This is a genomic window from Paenalcaligenes sp. GW821-LYS-B07-1 (assembly GCF_058803365.1).
The window spans coordinates 3,124,248-3,145,849 of the sequence record NZ_CM179516.1 but is presented as its reverse complement, the minus strand read 5'-3'; the positions used below and the strand labels follow the sequence as shown (position 1 = coordinate 3,145,849).

Annotated in this window: 19 protein-coding genes; 16 read left to right on the top strand and 3 right to left on the bottom strand. The window is 52.1% G+C overall.

Annotated features, from left to right (window positions below):
• The first annotated feature begins 2 nt into the window (after positions 1 to 2).
• The 4 genes from AC3QL0_RS15120 (at position 3) to AC3QL0_RS15105 (ending at position 4,194) form a co-directional block, all read left to right on the top strand.
• Positions 3 to 1,184 carry a CaiB/BaiF CoA transferase family protein gene (locus AC3QL0_RS15120; RefSeq protein ID WP_493009215.1) on the top strand — a complete coding sequence of 394 codons (1,182 nt, stop codon included), beginning with the start codon at positions 3 to 5 and terminating at the stop codon, positions 1,182 to 1,184.
• A 39-nt stretch (positions 1,185 to 1,223) separates the two neighbouring features.
• Positions 1,224 to 2,066, top strand: coding sequence for an HpcH/HpaI aldolase/citrate lyase family protein (locus tag AC3QL0_RS15115; RefSeq protein WP_493009214.1), 843 nt, complete (start codon positions 1,224 to 1,226; stop codon positions 2,064 to 2,066).
• Between the two features lie 178 nt (positions 2,067 to 2,244).
• Complete coding sequence (lhpI, locus tag AC3QL0_RS15110) at positions 2,245 to 3,183, top strand: bifunctional Delta(1)-pyrroline-2-carboxylate/Delta(1)-piperideine-2-carboxylate reductase (protein ID WP_430222565.1); 939 nt, start codon at positions 2,245 to 2,247, stop codon at positions 3,181 to 3,183.
• Between the two features lie 78 nt (positions 3,184 to 3,261).
• The gene (locus AC3QL0_RS15105; protein ID WP_493009213.1) at positions 3,262 to 4,194 is read left to right on the top strand and encodes a LysR family transcriptional regulator; all 933 of its coding nucleotides are present in this window, start codon (positions 3,262 to 3,264) and stop codon (positions 4,192 to 4,194) included.
• Between the two features lie 10 nt (positions 4,195 to 4,204).
• Here the strand turns inward: AC3QL0_RS15105 and AC3QL0_RS15100 are convergent, their stop codons facing one another.
• Together AC3QL0_RS15100 and AC3QL0_RS15095 are read right to left on the bottom strand one after the other, a co-directional pair.
• On the bottom strand, positions 4,205 to 5,587 hold the full coding sequence (locus AC3QL0_RS15100) for an MmgE/PrpD family protein (RefSeq protein ID WP_493009212.1): 1,383 nt from the start codon (positions 5,585 to 5,587) through the stop codon (positions 4,205 to 4,207).
• 118 nt (positions 5,588 to 5,705) lie between these two features.
• Positions 5,706 to 6,326, bottom strand: coding sequence for a TetR/AcrR family transcriptional regulator (locus tag AC3QL0_RS15095; protein ID WP_493009211.1), 621 nt, complete (start codon positions 6,324 to 6,326; stop codon positions 5,706 to 5,708).
• Positions 6,327 to 6,472: 146 nt separating this feature from the next.
• On the opposite strand from AC3QL0_RS15095, the gene AC3QL0_RS15090 reads away from it, so the two are divergent.
• The 3 genes from AC3QL0_RS15090 to AC3QL0_RS15080 all read left to right on the top strand — a co-directional run bounded on the left by AC3QL0_RS15090 (position 6,473) and on the right by AC3QL0_RS15080 (position 9,979).
• Positions 6,473 to 7,975, top strand: a complete 1,503-nt coding sequence (locus AC3QL0_RS15090) for an MFS transporter (protein WP_493009210.1) — start codon at positions 6,473 to 6,475, stop codon at positions 7,973 to 7,975.
• 121 nt (positions 7,976 to 8,096) lie between these two features.
• Positions 8,097 to 9,065, top strand: coding sequence for a threo-3-hydroxy-L-aspartate ammonia-lyase (locus tag AC3QL0_RS15085; protein WP_493009209.1), 969 nt, complete (start codon positions 8,097 to 8,099; stop codon positions 9,063 to 9,065).
• Between the two features lie 32 nt (positions 9,066 to 9,097).
• On the top strand, positions 9,098 to 9,979 hold the full coding sequence (locus AC3QL0_RS15080; RefSeq protein WP_493009208.1) for a DMT family transporter: 882 nt from the start codon (positions 9,098 to 9,100) through the stop codon (positions 9,977 to 9,979).
• A 15-nt stretch (positions 9,980 to 9,994) separates the two neighbouring features.
• Here the strand turns inward: AC3QL0_RS15080 and AC3QL0_RS15075 are convergent, their stop codons facing one another.
• A complete protein-coding gene (locus tag AC3QL0_RS15075; RefSeq protein WP_493009207.1) occupies positions 9,995 to 10,537 on the bottom strand; it encodes an AAA family ATPase in 543 nt (180 codons plus the stop codon).
• A gap of 301 nt (positions 10,538 to 10,838) precedes the next feature.
• Here AC3QL0_RS15075 and AC3QL0_RS15070 point away from each other — a divergent pair, with 301 nt between their 5' ends.
• The 9 genes from AC3QL0_RS15070 to thiC all read left to right on the top strand — a co-directional run bounded on the left by AC3QL0_RS15070 (position 10,839) and on the right by thiC (position 21,544).
• Positions 10,839 to 12,959, top strand: a complete 2,121-nt coding sequence (locus tag AC3QL0_RS15070; RefSeq protein ID WP_493009206.1) for an alpha/beta hydrolase domain-containing protein — start codon at positions 10,839 to 10,841, stop codon at positions 12,957 to 12,959.
• Positions 12,960 to 13,113: 154 nt separating this feature from the next.
• Positions 13,114 to 13,929, top strand: a complete 816-nt coding sequence (locus AC3QL0_RS15065; RefSeq protein ID WP_493009205.1) for an IclR family transcriptional regulator — start codon at positions 13,114 to 13,116, stop codon at positions 13,927 to 13,929.
• 230 nt (positions 13,930 to 14,159) lie between these two features.
• Positions 14,160 to 14,687 (top strand): 2,4'-dihydroxyacetophenone dioxygenase family protein, encoded by a 528-nt coding sequence (locus AC3QL0_RS15060; protein WP_493009204.1) that lies wholly within the window; start codon positions 14,160 to 14,162, stop codon positions 14,685 to 14,687.
• A gap of 2 nt (positions 14,688 to 14,689) precedes the next feature.
• Entirely contained in the window at positions 14,690 to 15,418 is a 729-nt protein-coding gene (locus AC3QL0_RS15055) for an SDR family NAD(P)-dependent oxidoreductase (protein ID WP_493009203.1), read from the top strand.
• A gap of 54 nt (positions 15,419 to 15,472) precedes the next feature.
• Positions 15,473 to 16,450: a tripartite tricarboxylate transporter substrate binding protein gene (locus AC3QL0_RS15050; RefSeq protein ID WP_493009202.1), complete on the top strand. Its 978-nt coding sequence runs from the start codon at positions 15,473 to 15,475 to the stop codon at positions 16,448 to 16,450.
• 15 nt (positions 16,451 to 16,465) lie between these two features.
• Entirely contained in the window at positions 16,466 to 16,924 is a 459-nt protein-coding gene (locus tag AC3QL0_RS15045; RefSeq protein ID WP_493009201.1) for a tripartite tricarboxylate transporter TctB family protein, read from the top strand.
• A gap of 21 nt (positions 16,925 to 16,945) precedes the next feature.
• Positions 16,946 to 18,466: a tripartite tricarboxylate transporter permease gene (locus AC3QL0_RS15040; RefSeq protein ID WP_493009200.1), complete on the top strand. Its 1,521-nt coding sequence runs from the start codon at positions 16,946 to 16,948 to the stop codon at positions 18,464 to 18,466.
• 25 nt (positions 18,467 to 18,491) lie between these two features.
• Entirely contained in the window at positions 18,492 to 19,211 is a 720-nt protein-coding gene (locus AC3QL0_RS15035) for an SDR family NAD(P)-dependent oxidoreductase (RefSeq protein WP_493009199.1), read from the top strand.
• 419 nt (positions 19,212 to 19,630) lie between these two features.
• On the top strand, positions 19,631 to 21,544 hold the full coding sequence (gene thiC, locus AC3QL0_RS15030) for a phosphomethylpyrimidine synthase ThiC (RefSeq protein WP_493009198.1): 1,914 nt from the start codon (positions 19,631 to 19,633) through the stop codon (positions 21,542 to 21,544).
• The last annotated feature ends 58 nt before the right edge of the window (positions 21,545 to 21,602 follow it).

Here is a 21,602-nt window from a genome sequence, read left to right as displayed (position 1 = left end):
AGATGTCCCGTCCTCTTGATGGTGTGACCGTTGTGACGTTAGAGCATGCGATTGCTGCCCCGTTTTGTACGCGGCAATTGGCAGATTTAGGCGCACGGGTAATCAAAGTGGAACGCCCGGGTACGGGCGACTTTGCACGTGCTTATGATGAACGCGTAGAGGGTATGGCCTCGCACTTTGTGTGGGCGAACCGTTCCAAAGAAAGCCTGACGCTGGACGTGAAGCAACCCGAAGCACAAGCGGTGTTGGAGCAGTTGTTGGCCAAAGCCGATGTATTGGTGCAAAACTTGGCACCGGGTGCTGCCGCGCGTTTGGGCTTATCGTTTGATGCGCTGCATGAACGTTTTCCACAGCTTATCGTTTGCAATATCTCGGGCTATGGCGAAGACGGTCCCTACCGCGATAAAAAAGCCTACGACCTGTTGATTCAAAGTGAGTCTGGCTTTTTGTCGGTCACCGGTACGCCTGAACACCCTGCTAAGGCGGGTTGTTCTATCGCGGATATTGCGGCGGGCATGTACGCCTATACCAATATTCTGGCGGCGTTATTGCAGCGGGGTAAAACAGGTAAGGGCAGCAACATTGACGTGTCCATGCTGGAAAGCATGGTGGAGTGGATGGGCTACCCCTTGTATTACGCCTTTGATGGCGCACCACCACCCGGGCGTTCTGCCGCTGCTCATGCCACCATTTATCCCTATGGCCCTTTCCAAGCGGGCGATGGCAATACGGTGATGTTGGGTTTGCAAAACGAGCGTGAATGGACGGTGTTTTGTGAGCAGATCATGGAGCAACCAGCGTTAGCAACGGATGAGCGCTTTGTGTCAAACTCTAAGCGCTCTGAAAACCGTGCTGCTTTGCAAGCATTGATACTGGAACGCTTTGCCAGCTTAACAGCAGATCAGGTGGTGGAACGTTTGGAAACTGCACAAATTGCGAATGCACGGGTCAACACCATGGCCGATGTGTGGCAGCATCCGCAGTTGCAAGCCAGACAGCGATGGACGTCAGTACCTAGCCCGGTGGGTGAGTTACCAGCGCTGTTGCCGCCTGGTCGTACCAATGCCTACACGCCGCGTATGGATGCAGTGCCTGGCTTGGGTGAACATGTGGATGCGATTTTGCAGGAATTGGGCAAAACACCCGAACAAATTGAGGCGCTGCGTGCAGCGGGTGCGGTATAACATCGTCGGATCACCATTTTTTGTAGAGCAGGGGAAAGCATGAGCAGCATCAGTCAAACCAGCATTGCGCAAGCACGTACGTTTTTGTTTGTACCGGGTAATAGACCAGACCGGTTCGTGAAAGCCTTGCAAACAGGGGCTGATGCGGTGGTCTTTGATCTGGAAGACGCCGTGGGTTTGGCTGATAAAGCACAGGCCAGAATAGAAATTGCATCGGCATGGTCTACCTTGCAGCAGCATGGGGTGCCGCTGGTGGTGCGTACCAATAGTGTGACCTCTGAACTTGGGCAGCAAGACATTGCGTGGGCAAAAACACTGCCGGGCGGATTTAGCCTGTTGCTGCCTAAAGCAGAATCGGCACACGCGTTGGCGGAAGTGCATGCGCAGTTGCCGCAGGTGCAACTGATCCCCATTATTGAGTCGGCGCGCGGCTATGTAGAGCTACAGCAGTTAGCAGCAGCGCCCGGTGTATGCCGATTGGCGCTGGGACATTTGGACTTCATGGCAGACACCGGCATACAGTGCTCGGAAGGTGAGCCAGAGTTATCCCCTGTACGTTTTGCGATGGCCATGGCGACGCGTTTGGGTAATTTAGCACCAGCGATTGATGGGGTGACTACCGCGCTACAAGATGGCGAGCAATTGCGTATAGATGTGCAACGTGCGCTACGTTTTGGCTTTGGTGGCAAGTTGTGTATTCATCCCAAGCAAGTGGAAGGTGTGCATCAAGCGATGCTGCCGTCTGCCGAAGAGTTGGATTGGGCAACGCGCGTGGTGGCGGCTGACGCGTCAGCGGGGGGCTCTGCCGTACAAGTGGACGGCAAAATGGTAGACCAGCCTGTGGTGCTACAAGCACGACGATTCTTGGCTCGCGCACGCTAAACAGAGTGTCTGTCCCTGATTTATTTTCATAATCAAGGGTTAACCATAATAAAAATAAAGGTGCAACCAAAATACTCTGTAGGGTTGTGTGATTCTGCGCGCGTGGGTTGTGGCGTAGGGCGGCGACACCGGTTTGGTCGTGTGCAGACAAGAAAGAATACGAGTAAGGAAAAAAACTATGCAGCTGATTGATGCTGATGTTTCTAATGCGTTGTTGGGCTTTGACAAACTAGTACCTGCGCTACGTCAGGCTTTTCAAGCGGATATCACCGTACCGCTACGACACACCCACACTATTGAGTGTGATGGTCGTAAAGGTATTACCTTGATTATGCCGGCATGGGATAACAAGAAATACTTTGGCCTGAAAACCGTGAATATTTTCTCGGCTAACCACGAGTTGGATCTGCCAGGTTTACACTCTACGTACTTGCTGTACGACGGTTGTACGGGTAAGCCGTTGGCACATGTGGATGGTGATGCCGTGACATCACGCAGAACCGCTGCGGCGTCGGCCTTAGCCGGTGGCTACTTGGCGAAGAAAGACGCGAGCCGTTTGTTTGTGTTGGGTACAGGGCGTGTGGCCAGCTTCTTGCCAGATGCCTACAGCGTGGTGCGTCCTATTAAAGATGTGTTTATCTGGAATCGCCGCCCTGAAGGTGCTGAGCGTTTGGCGGAAGAACTGCGTGAAAAAGGCTATAACGCCCACGTGGTCAGCACGGTAGAAGAGGGCGTAGCACAAGCCGATATTATCAGTTGTGCTACCTTGTCTGAAGCACCGCTAGTGCATGGCGACTGGCTAAAACCCGGACAACACTTAGATTTAATAGGTAGCTTCGCGCGGCACATGATTGAAACTGATGCACAGTGTTTTGCGCGTGGTTCGGTGTTCGTGGATACCGATGAAGCAGCGAAAAAAGCCGGTGATTTGTTGCAAGCCTTTGAAGCCGGCACGCTTAAACCCGAAGATATTAAGGCCACATTGTTTGACCTGTGCCGTGGCCAGCACGCTGGTAGAACGAATGACGATGACATCACCGTATTCAAATCTGTAGGCAATGCGCTGGAAGATCTGACTGCAGCCATTTTGGTGTACGAAGGTAGCCAGAAAGCCTAATAGGTGGTGATGTATAGAAAAGGGTGACGGTGTTTCGCGGTCACCCGCAATGCAGTAGCACTTCTTGGAGGCACGAACATGGCCATGCAATTTGATTTTGTTGATCTACGCTTGTTCAGTTATGTGGCCGAAGAGAAAAGCCTGACGCGTGCAGCCGCACGCGTTTTTATCTCCTTGCCTGCTGCGAGTATGCGCATCAAGAATCTGGAGCAATCCATAGGTGTGCCGTTGCTGAACCGTAGTGCGCAAGGCATTACGTTGCGTCCAGCGGGGGAGACCTTTTTGACGCATGCACGGCAAGTGCTGCAGCAAGTAGAGCTGTTACGTTCAGATTTACAAGAATATGCGCAAGGCATCAAAGGCAGCGTAAGCCTACAAGCGAACACCACGGCCATGACGGAATTTCTGCCGCATGTGCTCAGTCAGTATCTGGCGCAGTGGCCTGACATTAATGTGGATTTACGCGAGCGCCCCAGCGATGACATCGTAAGGGCTGTGCTGTCAGGGGCTACTGATGTGGGCATTGTGGCGGGCTCGGTGAACACCGAAGGCTTGCAGGTGCTGCCATATAGGCAAGATAAATTGGTGTTGGTGGTAGCTCCAGAGCACCCCTTGGCAGAACATGACGTGGTGGCTTTTGAGGACACCATAGACAGCTCGTATATCATGCTGCATGAAGGCACCGCCATCTACTCGTTTTTAAAACGGGTGACGGACAGCATGAGTAGGCCGCTGCAAACCCGCATTCAAGTGGGTAGTTTTGAGGCGGCGTGCAGAATGGTGGCGGCGAATGCCGGTATTTCGTTAATCCCCGAGTCTGTTGCGAAACGGCATGCCACGGTGCTGCCCATACGCATCGTGGGGCTGACCAACGAATGGGCGATACGCGATCTGCTTATTTGTGTGCGCGATGTAGAGTCTTTGCCCTCATTCACTCACGAGCTAATTCAATTGTTATTGGCGGATGCCAATGCTATTCCGGAGTCAGCAAAGGTGCCCTCCCCGGAATAGCGGGATGGGGCTATAGCAGGTTAACCTGATCCAACTCGGGCAAGCGCCAGACCAGATCAATCAACTTGGTAGCCAAGGCAGTATTGCCTTCGGTGGATTGAGTAGGATTACCGTACTCAATCAGACGACGTACTTTGTCCTCTAGCTCTTCACGGGTCAGGGTGTTGCCGGGATCGCCCTTGGGCTCATCTACACGCGTCTGCAGGGTACGGCCATCAGTAGTGCGCACGCTGACTTTACCAATCCAACGGCGCGGGTAGGCGCTGTCTACTTCCTCGTCCAGTGTCATCTGTACGCGATCGCGGAAATCGGCCACAGCAGGGTTTTGTAGGGCTTGTTGATCAAAAGTGGTGAGATCTGCTTTGCCAAACAACGCGACCAGCGCCAAGACTGTTCCCATTGAGAATTTAGACTGGTGTACGGTTTGCGGGTTGGTGACTGCGCCTAGCACATCAATAGCACCTTGGTGCACATGAGTCGTGACCTGGTCAATATCGCTGACGGCAAGATTGTGCTCGCGCATTATTTGCAGCAGGGCATCGGCGGATGGGTGGGTATGGCGGCAAGACGCGTGGAATTTGAACGAAGTTTCGCTCAACGCCCAACGTGCGCCTAAACCGTCAACCAGGCGAGTGGCATCTGAGTCGTTGGACATGCCCGCTGCCATCCCTTTTTTGCCTTCCAGAATTTGCGAGGCACCCGTGAACCCGGCTTGGGCTAGGTAAGCCGACCACAATCCGCTGCTGGCCGCATGGGCGGTATGCAGTTGTTTGGAGTCGGCGGCATCACGCAGAAACTCCCACAGGCCAGCGGCTTGAGTACCTGCAGAGCCAAAGGCATGCAGCATTTGATCATTATCCAGGCGCAGTAAATTGCCTGCGGTAGCGGCGGCGGCTAGGGTGCCAACGGTAGCTGTGGTGTGGAAGATTTGATAGTGTGAACGCCCCAGAAATTCGCCCACACGTATGCCCACTTCGTAGCCAGCGACAGCGGCTGTTAGTAAGTCTTTACCGGATTTTTTTAGGTCTTGGGTAACGGCTAATGCGGGTGGGAACACCACGGCAGCAGGGTGCAGTACGGAACTGTTGTGCAAGTCATCCTGCTCTACCACGTGTGCTGCTGCTGCATTAATCATGGCGGCAAAGAACGGCGAGCTATGTGCAGCGGAAACTAAAATTTCCGAAGGCCCATGGTCGGGACGCATGTGTGTAGATACGCGATCAATGGTCTGCACAGGGCGCGTAGACGCACCAGCAATGATAGATGCCAAGGTATCTAAAAACAGGGCTTGGGTGCGCTCAATAACCGCAGCAGGGATGTCTTCATAACGCAGGTTGGCCGCAAATTCAGCCAACTGACGTGAGTAATGCGTAGTCGTCATGGATATAGGCATAAAGCAGGATAAAGCCGTCTCTACAACGGACGGCTGACCCGGCAAACTGTGCCGTATGTTTCTGGCTTTGGCTATTGCTGTTTAGTGAAGACAGGCTTTAGTGCTGACAAAGCCAGCCTTATTTGCGTGGTGGCGGCAGTAAGCGCAAACAGGTGTCGGCTAACTCGCGAGCGTAGCTTTCAGCATCTAACTGAGGGGAGGCAATCAGCGCGTCAGTAGCGCCATGCACGCCAGAGTACAGCAGCAAAGCAACCATAGGCGGGTTGGGGCAATACCAGGCGTTTTGTTGCTGACCCTGCAGCAGTATGTGTTCTAGCTGCGCCAAGATGGCGCTTTTCTCGGCATTATCACGCTCATGATGGTGATGGCCGCCATACACCATGTCGTGGGTACGGAAGGTGCGCGCATAGGTGTGCACACTGGCTTCTATCCATGTACGTAGGCGAGCGGGCCAGTCTTGCTGAGGGCAAGACGCCACGGCCTTTTCCAGTTCCGCTAAATACTGTTGCGTGTAGCGGTTGGCCAAGGCCGCCAGCATTTCATTTTTGGACGCAAAGTAATGGTAGAAGGTGCCTTTAGCTACATTGGCGACACGGGTGATGTCGGCAATAGTAGTGGCTTCAAAGCCGTTTTCCATGAAGAGGGATTCAGCGGCTGTCATCAGCTCATCTAGACGCACTTCGGCGGGTTTAGTGCGGGGTGATGCGGAAGGGGCAGAGGGAGGCTGTGATGTAGACATACGGTAATCTTACCAAAACAAAAGAGTCCATTTCCCGGCAGTGTAAAACAAGCCAGCTACAAAGTCTTTGCTCTTTTAATTTTTCATTGACCGTCGGTCAGTCAATTGCTAGTATAAAAACCAATGACCTAAGGAAAACCAGATTTATGCAAGTATCTAAACGTAGAGCAGCCGTCTTAGCGGCGTATTTGGGCACATTCTTGGCTACGTTGGACATTAGTATCGTGAACGTGGCATTACCCTCCATGCAAACCGCTTTGCAAACCGATATAGCCGGTATGCAATGGGTGGTGAGTGTGTATGCCATTGGCTTGTCAGCCATCATGCTGTCAGCCGGCTCGGTGGCCGATAAAGTAGGCCATAAGCGTTGCTGGTTACTGGGTGCGTTGGTATTTACCTTGGCGTCGTGGCTATGTGGGGCAGCGCCTAGTTTGTCGTTATTGCTCTGGGGGCGAGCTTTACAGGGGTTGTCAGCGGCTTTTTTGATCATTGGTGCATTGCCTATTTTGACGCACTTATACGTTGACCCTGCTGAGCGAGCGCATTGCATAGGTGGTTGGTCTGCCTTTACGGCATTGGCATTGATCGTAGGGCCACTGTTGGGTGGGGTGTTGTTAGAGCAATGGGGTTGGCAGAGCATTTTCCTGATCAACCTGCCATTAGGTGCATGCGCTATCGTGCTGGGTGCGTGGGCGATTCCAGAGCGTCGCTATACCGCGCAGGCCGCTAAAGATCCTGTAGGGCAGTTCTTGAGTCTGGTGGTGTTGGGGGCGTTGGCGTACGGCACGATCGCAGCAGGGCAAGACGGTGTGACCGCTACAGTGCCCATGTGGTGCTGGGCGATTGCATTAGTCGGTGGGCTGATGTTTATTGTCGTTGAGCGCCGTGTCGCACGTCCTTTGGTGCCATTAAAACTATTTCAGCAACCCGTGTTTGTGGTGGCGAATATTGCCTCGTTCTTTTTGGGCTTTTCGTACTACAGCAGTTTGTTTTTCTTCTCGCTGTATTTCCAGCAAGTACAGGATTGGTCTCCGGCTGAAGCTGGTTGGCGCATGATGCCGTTGTTTATGGCTACTGGTTGTGTCTCGCTCTTGTTTGGACGTTTAAGTGCTAAAAGCTCGGTGCCTATATTGATGATCACGGGCTATGTACTGATTGCAGTGTCTATGATGGCGATGGTGTGGTGCTCGGTAGATACACCGTATTGGATGATGGGTTCATTGCTGCTGATCATGGGTGTGGGGGCAGGGTTGTCCGTGCCAGGGACTAGCTTAACCATCATGGGCATGGCGCCGGCTGAACTGACAGGTTCGGTATCGGGCACCATGAATGCGTTACGCCAAGCAGGGATGACCATGGGTATTTCATTGCTAGGTGTGATCTTGAGTGCGCAAGCCATAGCCGATCTCACACGGCGTTTGGTGGTAGATGGTGTAGACAGCGCTGCGCAGGTGGCGCAACAGGCGGTGCTGTATCACGAGGGGGTAACGGCAGTGCCAGAAATGGTCTCTAGCTATTCGTTATCCATGGCCAGTGGCTTTCAGGTGGCGATGTTGGTGGCCGGTTTACTGAGTGGCGTCAGCGCGATGTTGCTGTGGCTAAGTCGACGTTGGGTGAAAAGCGTAGGGCTGCAAACTGTACAAGCCTAAACAGTGTTGCTCAAGTGTAACGATAGAACGTAGTCAATGTGAGCTTGATGTCAGAATAGAGGCAGATTTGTTAAGGTGATTCTTTAGCTTTTCTCTTTCTTTATACGTATCAGGCGGCGCTATGACTACTCTTCCTTTACCCACTTATGATGATGTGCAAGCCGCCGCCCAGCGATTAACCGGATACGCGCACCGCACACCGGTGATGACCTCCAGAACCCTGAATGAACTATGGGGTGCCGAGGTCTTTTTTAAATGTGAAAACCTGCAGCGCATGGGCGCCTTTAAGTTCAGAGGCGCGTTTAATGCGTTGGCGAAGTTCAGCCCCGAGCAACGCAAGGCTGGCGTGGTGACGTTTTCGTCAGGAAACCACGCGCAGGCAATTGCCTTGTCGGCGCGCATTTTGGATATACCCGCTACTATCATCATGCCGCTTGATGCGCCAGAAGCTAAGGCAAACGCCACAGAAGGCTATGGCGGCAAGATTATCCGTTACGACCGCTATTCTGAAGACCGCGAACAGATTGGTCGTGACTTGGTAGAGCGTTATGGCTACACCATGATCCCGCCTTTTGATCATCCCGATGTGATCACCGGCCAAGGTACAGCAGCCAAAGAATTGTTTGAAGAAGTGGGTGAGTTGGATGCCTTGTTTACCCCATTAGGTGGCGGTGGTTTGCTATCGGGTACGGCATTATCCACGCGTGCGCTATCACCTAACTGTGCGTTGTATGGTGTAGAGCCAGAAGCGGGCAACGATGGCCAGCAATCGTTTGAGCAAGGCGAAATTGTCTCTATTCCTACCCCTAAAACCATTGCGGATGGTGCACAAACCCAAGCCTTGGGCAAATTGACCTTTGCCATTATTCAGCGCGATGTGAAGGCGATTTTGACGGCGACCGATGCCGAGCTAGTAGAGTGCATGCGTTTTATGGCGCAGCGCATGAAACTGGTGGTAGAACCTACAGGGTGTTTGGGCTTTGCTGCTGCCAGCAACATGAAAGAGCAGTTGCGCGGCAAACGCGTGGGTATTGTGCTGAGTGGCGGCAATGTAGATATACATCAGTTTTGTAAATTGCTGGGTCAGTAGCTAACCGCTTTGTCTACTTAAGGACGTCTCAAATGGGCGCTACGTGGTTGCCGTTGGTGTTGGTGATATCGGCTGCGCTGATTCATGCAACATGGAATTTATTGGCCAAACGTGCGGCAGATGTGGGGCCTACGTTCGTGTTTGTGTTCACCTTCGTAGCGATGGTGGTGTATTTGCCATGGACGATGTGGCTACTGTTTCATGGCGAGAGCTTCTGGGGTTGGGAGGCTCTACTGTGCATTGCCCTGAGTGGATTCTTACATCTGATTTATAACCTCTGCCTGCAGCGGGGCTATCAGGTAGCGGACTTCTCGGTGGTGTATCCCGTTGCACGGGGTAGTGCGCCACTGATGTCGTCGGTCGGGGCATTCATCTTGCTGGGTGAGCAGCCATCGCTTTACGGGGTGATGGGCCTGATTGCCGTGGTGTTGGGTATTGCCTTGATTTCTACGCAGGGCAATCTGGCGAGTTTTAAAGAGCCTGGCGCATACCGAGGCGTGCAGTGGGGTGGGCTGACGGGTGTCATTATTGCCGGCTACACCTTGGTGGATGCGTTTGGCGTAAAAGCCTTGCTCATCCACCCAGTAGTGTTAGATTGGTTTTCTAACTCGGCACGTTTGTTATTCATGACACCATGGCAGTGGGGCGCACGCCATAAAGTGCGTGAACGTATGCGTGGTAAGTGGGCCTTGGCCATTGCAGTTGGGATACTGTCACCGCTGTCGTACATTTTGGTGCTGTTAGCGTTGCAGATGGGGGCGGAAGTGAGTTTTGTTGCACCCGCCAGAGAAATGTCCATGATGGTAGGGGCATTGCTAGGTATGGTGGTGCTGCGTGAAGCGGTAGGCATCTGGCGCTTGGTAGGCTGTGGTGTGCTGATTGTAGGGGTGCTGCTGTTAAGCAGTTATAACTAAGCACAGGCACTGTGCCTACGCCATAAGCGCTAGGTGGTGCAACACGAAATCCACGCGTTTCTGAACGCTGGTTTTGGGCAGCAGGTGTATGTGATAACCCAGTTGTGCATACACCTGTAGCAAGTGCTCATACTCTGCTGTGGCGGCTGCTAAGCTGTGTTGGCGATCGTCATTTTCCTCGTAAATCTCGGGCCACGGTGGGGTCAGGAATACGCAGCGATCATAGCACTGTGATAGCAGCGTATTGTTCAGGCTTTGTGATTCTGGATGTAGCCGTTGCTGAGCCGCTAGCGCATCAATTAGTCCTCTATCAAAAAAGACAATGCCAGAAGGTGAGTCCTTTGCTGCAGCGAGATCGGCAGTAGCAAGGGAAATGATGTGTTCGATGAACAAGCCCATGTCACACCAGGGCAGTGCGCGACTACCGCTTTTTTGTGCCTGGTGAACCACTCGCAAACCAGGCTCAGCCACAATACGATGGCCATGCTGCTGCAAGGCAGTGAGTAAGGTGGATTTCCCGCCGCCAGAACAGCCAGAAATCACCACAAATCTATGCATAAAAACTCCAAAATAAAAGGAAGGTACAGCCGTGTCTATAACCGCTAGGCGCAGGAAACGAGCACGGCAACGCGTGGTCAATGACCTAGTAGAGAAAAAGTATGGGAAAAAGTGCCGGAATGGCTGAAGCGTAGAAGGCGACCGCAGTGCGATGCACAGGGTAAGGATAACGAATAAAGCGAGGTATAAATAATAGCTTTTTGTTATATGAAAATTAACAAATTGGCTTTGATGGTTATATGTGGTGGGGGAGATACTAGCAGTACGTTGAATATTGTTACTTTTTAAAAGTTGTAGGCCCATGTTGAATCACACGTCTTTCCCCTTGTTTCAGGCACCAGTAAAAAAAGCGGCTTCGGTCTTTTCACCCACTGTCTTGGCTCGTTCGTTAGCCGTAGCGGGGGCGTTGAGCATGCCTATGCTGGCACAAGCGGCGGTAGAGCGTGTAGAGATTGTGTCACGCACACCCTTTGCGACACAGCAGGGAGACAACAAATTTGAACGCATAGAAGGGCGTTTGCACTATGCCGTAGATCCTGAGGATGCGTCCAATGCGCCTATTGTGGATGTCAAACTGGCACCCCGTAATGCACAGGGTTTGGTGGAGTTCAGCGGAGACTTCACGCTGATTCGCCCCGTGGATGGCAAAGCGTCTAACGGTAAATTGCTGTACGAGGTGAATAACCGAGGCAACTATTGGCTGTTTAATTTGTTCCAGAACGGTGTGTTCAGTAATGATCTGAATAGCGCTGAAGCACAAGGTGATAACTGGCTGCTAAACCAAGGTTATAGCTTGTTGTGGACGGGTTGGAACTGGGATGTAGTAGAAGGTGGCCAACGTCAACAACTGACTTTGCCAATCGCACGTGAAGCCAATGGCGATGCGATTCAAGGCGTTGTGGTGAATGAAATTGTCGTGAATGCCCCTACCAAAGCCTCGTCACATTTGGGGATTTTGGCCAGAGGTTACCCGTTCGCTCCGGGAGCTCAGGAAAAAGCCGAGCTGACAGTACGCGATACGCCAGAAGGAGAACGCACCGTTATCCCACGTGACCAATGGAGCTTGGCGAAACTGGACGACGGTAAAGTGGTGGCCGACGACACCAGCGTGTACTTGCCTGCAGGCTTTGAGCCCGGTCGTATTTATGAACTGCGCTATACCGCTCAAGACCCTGTGGTAACAGGCTTAGGCTTGGCAGCGGTGCGCGATGCGTTGTCTTTCTTCCGTTATGAAGAGCAAGACAAAGTGGGCCAGACAAACCCCTTGCTAGACCAGCAGGGCTCGTTGCCTGAACATGTCTTGGCATTTGGTATTTCGCAGTCTGGTCGTGTGCTGCAAACCATGTTGCTAGATGGTTTGCATGTAGACGAGAAACAGCGTCCTACCTTTGATGGTGGTTTCTTGCATGTAGCTGGTGGCGGTAAAGGCAGTTTCAATCACCGCTTTGCGCAAACCACGCGTCATTTCAGCCCACACGAAGAGTCCATTTACCCTACCGACTACTTCCCATTTGCCACGGTTACACAGCGTGATGAAGTATCAGGTAAAGAGGCCAGTGTATTGGATGAGGCCAAGAAAGTAGGGATAGTGCCTAAACTGGTGTACACCGCCAGTTCTACGGATTACTGGGCGCGAGCAGCATCGTTGCTGCACACAGATACCGAAGGTAAAACCGACCTACCGTTAGATGATCACGCCAGAGCCTATTTGCTCAGTGGTGCTCAACACGTAATTGCTACCCCTCCAGCTCGTGGCATTTACGAGAATTGCTTGTTGCCTACGGACTATCGTCCGCAACTGCGTGCATTGCTGGTGGCCTTGGATGAGTGGGTGGTAGACGATAAAGCGCCGCCAGCTTCTAAAATTCCTAGCATCCAAGACGGTACTTTGGTGTCATTGGCGGATTATAAGGTGGCGTTAACCGACGTACCTGAAGGTTTGCGACAACCTACCCGGTATTTGCAGCCACCACGTTTGCAATTGGGTGAACGTTTCGATACTCAAGGTATTTCGGATGTACAACCACCTGTTTTCGGCAAAACCTACAACACCTTGGTGCCTCAGGTGAATGCAGAAGGTAATGAGTTGGCGGGTTTGCAAACCCCTCAAGTCGCTGTGCCAGTAGGTGCTTATTTAGGCTGGAATTTGCGCAATGCAGAAGCTGGCGCACCGGATGCCTTGGCGCGCTTGTATGGCTCGTTCTTACCATGGTCTGCCGAGCAATTGGCACAGCGTTATGCATCGCGTGAAGCGTATGTTCAGCAGGTAGAAAAAGTGGCTCGTGAACAGGTGCAAGAACGTGTGCTGTTAGAGCAAGATGTGCAGGCTGTCGTCAACCAAGCGGCAGGGTTGTATGACCGTGTCGTGGCCAAGCCTGTGGAAAACCAGCAGTGCGAGTACCAGCAAGCGGCGAAGTCGTAAGCGAATAAAAGAGCGCTGCAGTCTCTTGCAGTGGCGTTATATACTACGTACCAATGTGGTTGGGGTTTTAGTACCTTAACCAGCAAGGAGACATCGTAAGCCGACCTCTGGCCATGACCAGCAGGTCGGCTCATACATTGGTTTACAGTGACATATGACTCAGCCTCACTCTGGTACGGCCAAAGCGACGGGAACCGCCGCGTTTTCCAAATTCATTCATCTGCTGCAACTGGTTGCAGATAGTGCCGAGCCCTTAACCATCCCGCAATTGGCACAGTTGAGCGGATACCCACGTTCCACGGTGTACCGTAGCGTGGGTGGACTGGTGTCCGAAGGTTTGCTTGTGGAGTCACTAAATGGCGAGGCCTACCAGTTAGGGCCACGTCTGGTGCAGTTGGCCAGTCGCAGTTGGGACCGATCAGAGTTGCGTTTGGTCTCAGTGCAGGCCTTGCAAGCGTTGCGTGATCAAACCAACGAAACGGTGCACTTGGCTGTGCCCAGTGGCGATCGCATGGTGTACATAGAAAAGTTGGAAAGTACCAGTGCGGTACGCATGGCATCTTACATAGGCTCTAGCGTGTCTATGCACTCGTCGTCGGTAGGCAAAGCGTATCTGGCGGCGTTGGGTGAGCCCGAACGTCAGGCACTGATTAACAGTCTGTCTTACGAGCGCTATACCGAAAACACGGTGATTAATCCTACGCAACTGGCTGAACAGGTGAAAACCGTGCAGCAGCGTGGTTGGTCGGTAGACGACGAAGAAAACGAAGCAGGTATTTACTGTTTCGGTGCCGTGATCTTGGGTGCTAAACAGCAACCCGTTGCCGCCATTAGCGTCAGCACGCTGCGCTTTCGTCAGGCAGACGACCCTATGCAGACGTATGTGAAACCGCTGCTGGAAACCTGCAAAAAAATCTCTCAACGTATTGCGCAAAGCCCGGCTTTGGCAGACAGCGCACATATCTGGTAATGCTGGGCGGCATTGTGCCGTTATCTTTCCTGGGTAAATCGGCGCAGGTGATGTACCTGCGCTAGTTTTTTCGTTTTTGTGGTCTACCCAGCGACGCTTTGTAGTGCAAATCCCGTAAAAACACTTCAAGTTTCAACATTTTAGGGTTATCCCTAATAGTTGTTAGGGAGAGCTAGTCAATAAAATTCTATCCACTATATGGACTAATTGCCCACAATATGGACAAGACTATGACTACAGATACTAAAGAGTTCGGTGAGATGACCCCTTACCAATACCCCAACCCTAAAGAAGCCTCCCCAGAAATCGTGGTTTCTCACGCGATTCCTGAAGATGAGCGCGTTTGGGTGCCTCAGGCAGAAAACGTGTGGTTCCGCCCACTCTGTTTGAACGCCAGCCAGGGCTACTGGACTAACTTGCTGCGTGTGCGTAAATCTGGCGTGTTGAGCCGTCACCGTCACCCACAAGCTGTGCATGGTTTTGTGTTGAAAGGTCGCTGGCGCTACCTAGAGCACGATTGGGAAGCCACAGAGGGCAGCTACGTGTACGAACCACCTGGTGAGACACACACGCTGTACGTGCCCGAAGACGTAGAAGAAATGATCACCTACTTCACGGTGAACGGCTTGATGTACTACACCGACCCATGGGGCAAAGGCGTAGGCTTTGAAGATGTGTTCACCAAAATTGATATGTGCCGCAAGCACTATACCGAAGTGGGTCTGGGTGAAGATTTCGTTGATCAATTCATTCGTTGATCATGGAAAATTACGTTCAATACGATTTTAGCGGCCAAGTCGCCATCGTTACCGGTGGCCGGGCTGGCATAGGCAAGGCCATCGCTGACAAATTGGCCAGCGCTGGCGCTACCGTTTCCATCTGGGATTTGGAAGCGGATGAGTCCTTGCCTTTGCACTATCGCGTTGACATCAGTAATGCAGAAGCGTTGCAGCAAGCCGCTGCACGCCTGCATGACTATGCCGGACGCATCGATATGCTGGTGAACAATGCCGGTTATGCGGGTCCAACCACCACCTTGTGGGAATACCCTGCTGACATCTGGCAAAAGATCATCGATATCAATCTGGTAGGGGTGTTTAACACCTGTAGAGCGGTTGTGCCGTACCTGTTGCAACAGCAGTCAGGCCGTATCGTGAATATCGCGTCGCTAGCCGGTAAAGAAGGTACGCCTAATGCGTCTGCCTACAGCGCCGCCAAGGCTGGTGTATTGGCCCTGACCAAATCACTGGGTAAAGAGCTGGCTACCAGTAACGTACTGGTGAATGCGATTGCCCCTGCCGCCGTGAATACCACATTGTTGGCGCAAATGTCTGCTGAACACGTGCAGACCATGATCAACAAAAGCCCCATGCAACGTTTAGGAACCGTAGACGAAGTCGCTGAATTGACAGCGTGGTTGTGTTCGTCTGCGTGTTCGTTCAGTACCGGTGCAGTGTTCGACCTGTCCGGAGGCCGGGCTACCTACTAATCAGCCCGCATCGTTTTTCCAACAATAACTACCCCACAAATGCGAGACACAAGTATGCTCAAGCACAAAATTTTTGCCGCTTTCTCTTTGACAGTTCTTAGCAGCTTGGCTGCTAGCCCAGCGCTGGCTGCGTATCCAGAGCGTCCCATTCAGATGATTGTGCCGTGGTCCGCGGGTGGCGGTACCGATACCGTAGCGCGTTTGATCGCTGCTGGTTTGGAGCGTGAATTGGGTAAGCCCATCAACGTGATTAACCGTCCTGGTGCAGGTGGCGTTATTGGTCATACCGCTATTAGCAACGCAAAATCTGACGGTTACACCATTGGTTTGGCTACAGCAGAGTTAGTAACGTACCGCTGGATGAAGACCTCTCCATTAGCGTTTAGCGATGTAAAACCTATTTCTCAAATGAATTTTGATGCAGCCGCGTTTAGCGTGAATGCAGATAGCGAATGGGACAACATCGACGCTGCTTTTGAAGCCATTCGTGCTGAGCAAGCGGGTAAATACAAACTGTCTGGCATTCCTGCTGGTGCAGCCTACCACTTGGCATTGGCACAAGCCCTGAAGTTGGCTGACATCGATCCTAAGAAAGTGACTGTAGTACCTAGCCAAGGTGCAGCGCCTGGTTTCCAAGAATTGGCCGCAGGTGGTGTGCAAATTGTTGCTTCCGCATTGCCAGAAGGCAAAACCATGCGTGACGCCGGTTTGGTGAAAACCTTGGCAGTTATGTCTGATGAGCGTTTGCCTTCTTTTGCTGATATCCCAACGATTGGTGAAGCCACAGGTCGTCCATTGGCGGCAGGTACATGGCGCGGTCTGGTAGGCCCTAAAGGCATGCCCGATGAAGCCATTGAAGTGATTGCGGCTGCAGCAGAAAAAGTAGCGCAGTCTCCTGAGTTCCTGGAAGCGATGAACCGTGCGGGTTTTGGTGTGAAGTGGAGCAACCCAGCAGAGTTTGGCGTGTTCATGCAGCAATCCGACGAAGTTAGCGGCCAATTGATCGCTGATCTTGAGTTGGTACAGCAGTAATTCTTAGGAAGTAGCATGCGAATCAATGATGCATTAACTGGACTGATTTTGGCGGTAGGCAGTATTTGTCTGCTTATCTATGCACAGACATTGCCCAAATTATCAGGACTGCCTTATGGACTTGGCACTTTTCCATCGGTGATCGCATGCGGTCTGCTGCTGGGTAGTGTGGGGCTGATGTATTCAGGCCTGCGTCAATACCTGGCGAATAAAGGGCAGGCCAAGAAGGTACGCCAGCCATGGCTGGCTGCCTTTGCCTACGCCATGAGTGTGCCGGCGGCCATTGTGGTGTACATGGTGTTTGAGTCGTGGTTGGGCTTCGCACCACTGTGTTTTGTCATTGTGTTCTCCATGATTGGGTGGCTAACACAACGTTGGAAAATGGCGGCGCTAGTAGCCCTCAGCACAACGCTGGTGATGTGGCTGGTGTTTGCCGAAGTCTTGCAGGTTCCTTTGCCAACCATGCCGTTCTGATATCACTACAAAGGAATAATTGTGTCTGCATTTCTTGAAGCCTTAGATCAGGTATTCAGCCTGCACGTCTTTTTGACGATCGTGGGTTCGGCCATTTTCGGTTTGTTCATGGGGGCAATCCCCGGCCTGACTGCAACGATGGCTACGGCATTGTTGGTGCCTGTCACATTTTTCATGGGTCCTATACAGGCGATTGCAGCTATTGTATCTGCCACTGTAATGACCTTGTTCGCGGGGGATATTCCCTCTGCCTTGCTGCGTATTCCGGGTACACCAGCGTCGGCAGCCTACACCAATGATGCTTATTTGATGGGGCAGAAAGGCCGCCCCGGTCAGGTGTTGGGCGTAATGCTGTTGTGTTCCTCTATAGGGGGCATTCTGGCCATTATGGTGATCTCGCAATTCGCGCCATCGTTGGCTCGCGTATCGCTGAATTTCACCAGCTACGAATACTTCTGGTTAGCACTGCTGGGCTTGTCCAGTGCAGTGTTGGTGTCTCAGGGGCAGCCACTGAAAGGCTGTATCTCCTTGGGTCTGGGTTTGTTGCTGTCCACTGTTGGTATTGATGCGGTAGTGGGTATGCCTCGCCTAACCTTTGACAGCATTGAGCTTAGTGCGGGTATTTCTGTGCTGCCCACCATGATTGGTATTTTTGCGGTGACAGAGTTGCTGCGTAAATTGCCTAGTATGCGCTTTGCTCAAGAAGCACCTAAGCCATTGAAAACCGATCAGGTGTTCAAAGGTACAGGCAAAATACTTTACAAATACAAAGGCCAAGCAGCGGGTGGTACCGCAGTAGGCACCATTGTGGGCATCTTGCCCGGTGCGGGTGCAGATATTGCCGCCTGGGTGGCCTATGCCATCTCCAAGCGCTTCTCTAAAACACCCGAAAAATTCGGTACGGGTCACCCTGAAGGTTTGATCGCTGCGGCATCGGCCAATAACACCTCCTTAACCGGTACGTATGTGCCTGCGTTGGTGTTTGGTATTCCGGGTGATACCGTCACAGCCATTGTGATCGGTGTGTTGCTAATGAAAGGTATCACCCCCGGCCCAATGGTGTTCATCACCGAAGCGCCACTGGTGTATTCCGTTTACATCACCTTTATCGTCGCCAGTTTGTTGATGATCCCTCTGGGTTGGCTGGCTATTCGTAGTGCGGGCCGCGTGTTGTCCGTGCCTAGCAGCATCTTGTACCCCATTATTTTGATGTTCTGTATTGTGGGCGCGTACTCGGCAAACAACTCCATTTTTGATGTGGGCATCATGCTGGTGATGGGGTTGGTGGCGTATTTCTTAGAAGAAAACGACTTCCCCACTGCGCCACTGATTTTGGCATTGATCTTGGGTCCGCTGATCGAAGAGAACTTGATGAAGTCCTTGATCAAAGCTGAAGGTGATCTGTCCATGTTCTATGACCGCCCGTTGGCCATGTGGCTGGGTGGGATCACGTTGTTGATCTGGTTCTTCCTGATCTTTGGTGGCGTTTTGCGCAAGTTGATCTTTAGAAAACCAGCCACGTCTGGCGCTGCCACTCACTAAAACGACTTTACGAGAAATAGTAATTATGAGTTTCAAAGAACAGCTCTTCCAAGGGCAGCATATCTTGGTGACTGGTGCTACACAGGGTATTGGTGCAGGCATTGCGAACTACCTGCACAGTTTGGGTGCGACGGTAACGGCGGCTGGTTTGGGTAGTACCGAAAACGTATTGCATCCCGATATTCAAGTAAAGCTGGTAAACGTGAGCGATGAAGCGTCTGTGCACGCTTTGTTCGACAACGATGAGCCCCTGCACCATGTGGTGAACTGCGCCGGCATTATCAAACGCCAAGCCGAGCACCAACTGGATGTGTTCGAGCAAGTATTGGATGTGAACCTGACAGGCACCATGCGCATCAGCAGTGATGCACGTGCCAAGCTGCGTGACACCAAGGGTTCTATTGTGAATATGGCTTCTATGCTGAGCTTTTTTGGTGGTGGTTTGGTGCCTGCTTATGCTGCCAGTAAAGGTGGTGTATCGCAATTAACCAAGTCGTTGGCCATTGCTTACGCTGTTGATGGTATTCGTGTGAACGCGGTGGCTCCTGGTTGGATTGCAACACCGTTGACTCTAGATTTACAGAACGATCCTGTACGATCTTCGGCTATTTTGGGCCGTACTCCTCTTAACCGCTGGGGAACGCCTGAAGATGTGGCTAAAGCAGTAGCCTTCTTGTGCTCGGATGCAGCGGCATTCATGACAGGGGTAATCCTGCCTGTGGATGGCGGTTACTTGGTTGCATAATGTGCCACGCTAAACGCCTTTTATGAAGGTGCTGTAAGAAAGTAAAAGAACGCCTGCAGGCTTTGTTTGCAGGCGTTTTTTGTGGGCAAATGCAGGCAGAAAAAGCTAAATACTTGCATGATCGCTACAAAGGAAAAATATAAGGGTTTGCACTAGGTAGGTGAGAAGTGGGCTGGTCATGGCACAAAAGCTGTTGCTATACTCGCCAACAGACGCAGGGGTACTCAATGAGCTTTTTAGCTTTATTGGGTTGAGAGAGTCCCTTCGCACCAGTACGGATAATGCCGACGCTGGAAGCGCGTTCTGCTGTAGTTATATGCAAAATGTAGGGCCTCAGTGTGCACAGTTTCGTGCCTTCCGATGCCTGACGTAGGCAGAACTCCTCCACTCGGCTCCGGTTTTTTACTTTCGGAGCTTCAATGAAAACCACTTCCCCATTCTTGGCTAACACGGCAACAGTAGACGAAGCCGCTATCCAGCCATTACCGTGTTCACGCAAAATCTATCAGGTAGGGTCACGCCCAGACATTCGTGTGCCTTTTAGAGAAATTACACAGGCCGACACACCCACCATGCTTGGTGGCGATAAAAATCCACCGCTGACCATTTACGATACCAGTGGTCCCTACACAGACCCTGACGTGCGCATTGATTTGCGCGACGGTTTGCCTTCTGTGCGTCATGCGTGGATCGAAGAGCGCGGCGATACCGAAGTATTGCCCGGCGTAAGTAGTGATTATGGGCGTCAGCGTCAGGCTGATCCCAGCTTGGCCGATATGCGTTTTAACCTGACACGCCAACCCCGCCGTGCCAAAGCAGGCGCGAATGTGACCCAGATGCACTACGCCCGTCGCGGCATTATTACGCCGGAAATGGAGTACATCGCCATACGCGAAAACCTACGCCGTGAGCAGTACTTAGAATCTCTGCGTAACACTGGCCCTGAAGGCGAAAAAATGGCGCAACGCCTAACCTTCCAGCATGCGGGTGAAAGCTTTGGTGCGTCTATCCCAGCCATCATCACCCCTGAATTTGTACGTGATGAAGTGGCGCGTGGTCGAGCCATTATTCCTGCCAATATCAATCACCCTGAGTGTGAACCCATGATTATTGGCCGCAATTTCTTAGTGAAAATTAACGCCAATATCGGTAACTCGGCAGTGAGTTCTGGCATTGCCGAAGAAGTGGAAAAAATGACGTGGGCTATTCGTTGGGGTGGTGACACCGTGATGGATTTGTCCACAGGCAAACATATTCACGAAACGCGTGAGTGGATCATTCGTAACTCGCCCGTACCTATTGGCACCGTGCCTATTTATCAGGCGCTGGAAAAGGTCAACGGCAAAGCCGAAGACCTCACATGGGAAATCTTCCGTGACACGCTGATTGAGCAGGCTGAGCAGGGAGTGGATTACTTCACTATCCACGCAGGGGTACGTTTACCGTTTATCCCTATGACGGCCAATCGCATGACCGGTATTGTGTCGCGTGGTGGTTCTATCATGGCCAAATGGTGCTTGGCGCATCACCGTGAAAGCTTCATCTACGAACACTTTGAAGACATCTGTGAAATCATGAAAGCCTACGACGTGAGCTTCTCGCTAGGCGATGGCTTACGTCCCGGTTCCACCTACGATGCCAACGATGAAGCCCAGTTTGCCGAGCTGAAAACCTTGGGTGAACTGACACAAATCGCGTGGAAACATGACGTGCAGGTGATTATCGAAGGCCCTGGTCACGTGCCCATGCAGAAAATCAAAGAGAACATGGATTTGCAGTTAGAGCACTGCAAAGAAGCACCGTTCTACACCTTGGGGCCATTGGCAACAGACATCGCACCGGGCTACGACCACATCACCTCAGGTATAGGTGCAGCCTTGATCGCATGGTACGGCACAGCCATGTTGTGCTACGTCACTCCCAAAGAACACTTGGGGTTACCCAACAAAAAAGACGTGAAAGACGGCATCATCACCTACAAAATTGCAGCACACGCCGCGGACTTGGCCAAAGGCCACCCGGGTGCAGCAGTACGTGATAACGCTTTGTCTAAAGCACGTTTTGAATTCCGTTGGGAAGACCAGTTCAACCTAGGTTTAGACCCAGACACAGCACGTGAATTCCACGATGAAACCTTGCCTAAAGATTCCATGAAAGTGGCGCACTTTTGCTCCATGTGCGGCCCGCATTTCTGCAGCATGAAAATTACCCAAGACGTACGGGAATATGCGGCGCAGAAAGGGGTGGAAGCAGAAGCTGCTTTGCACAAAGGTATGGAAGAAAAAGCCATAGAGTTTGTGCAGAAAGGCGCGTTGCTGTATCACGTAGAGTAAGAGATGGGGGAACATCATGGCTGGCGAGGGTTTGCTGGCCATGGTGTGTTTTGTTGCT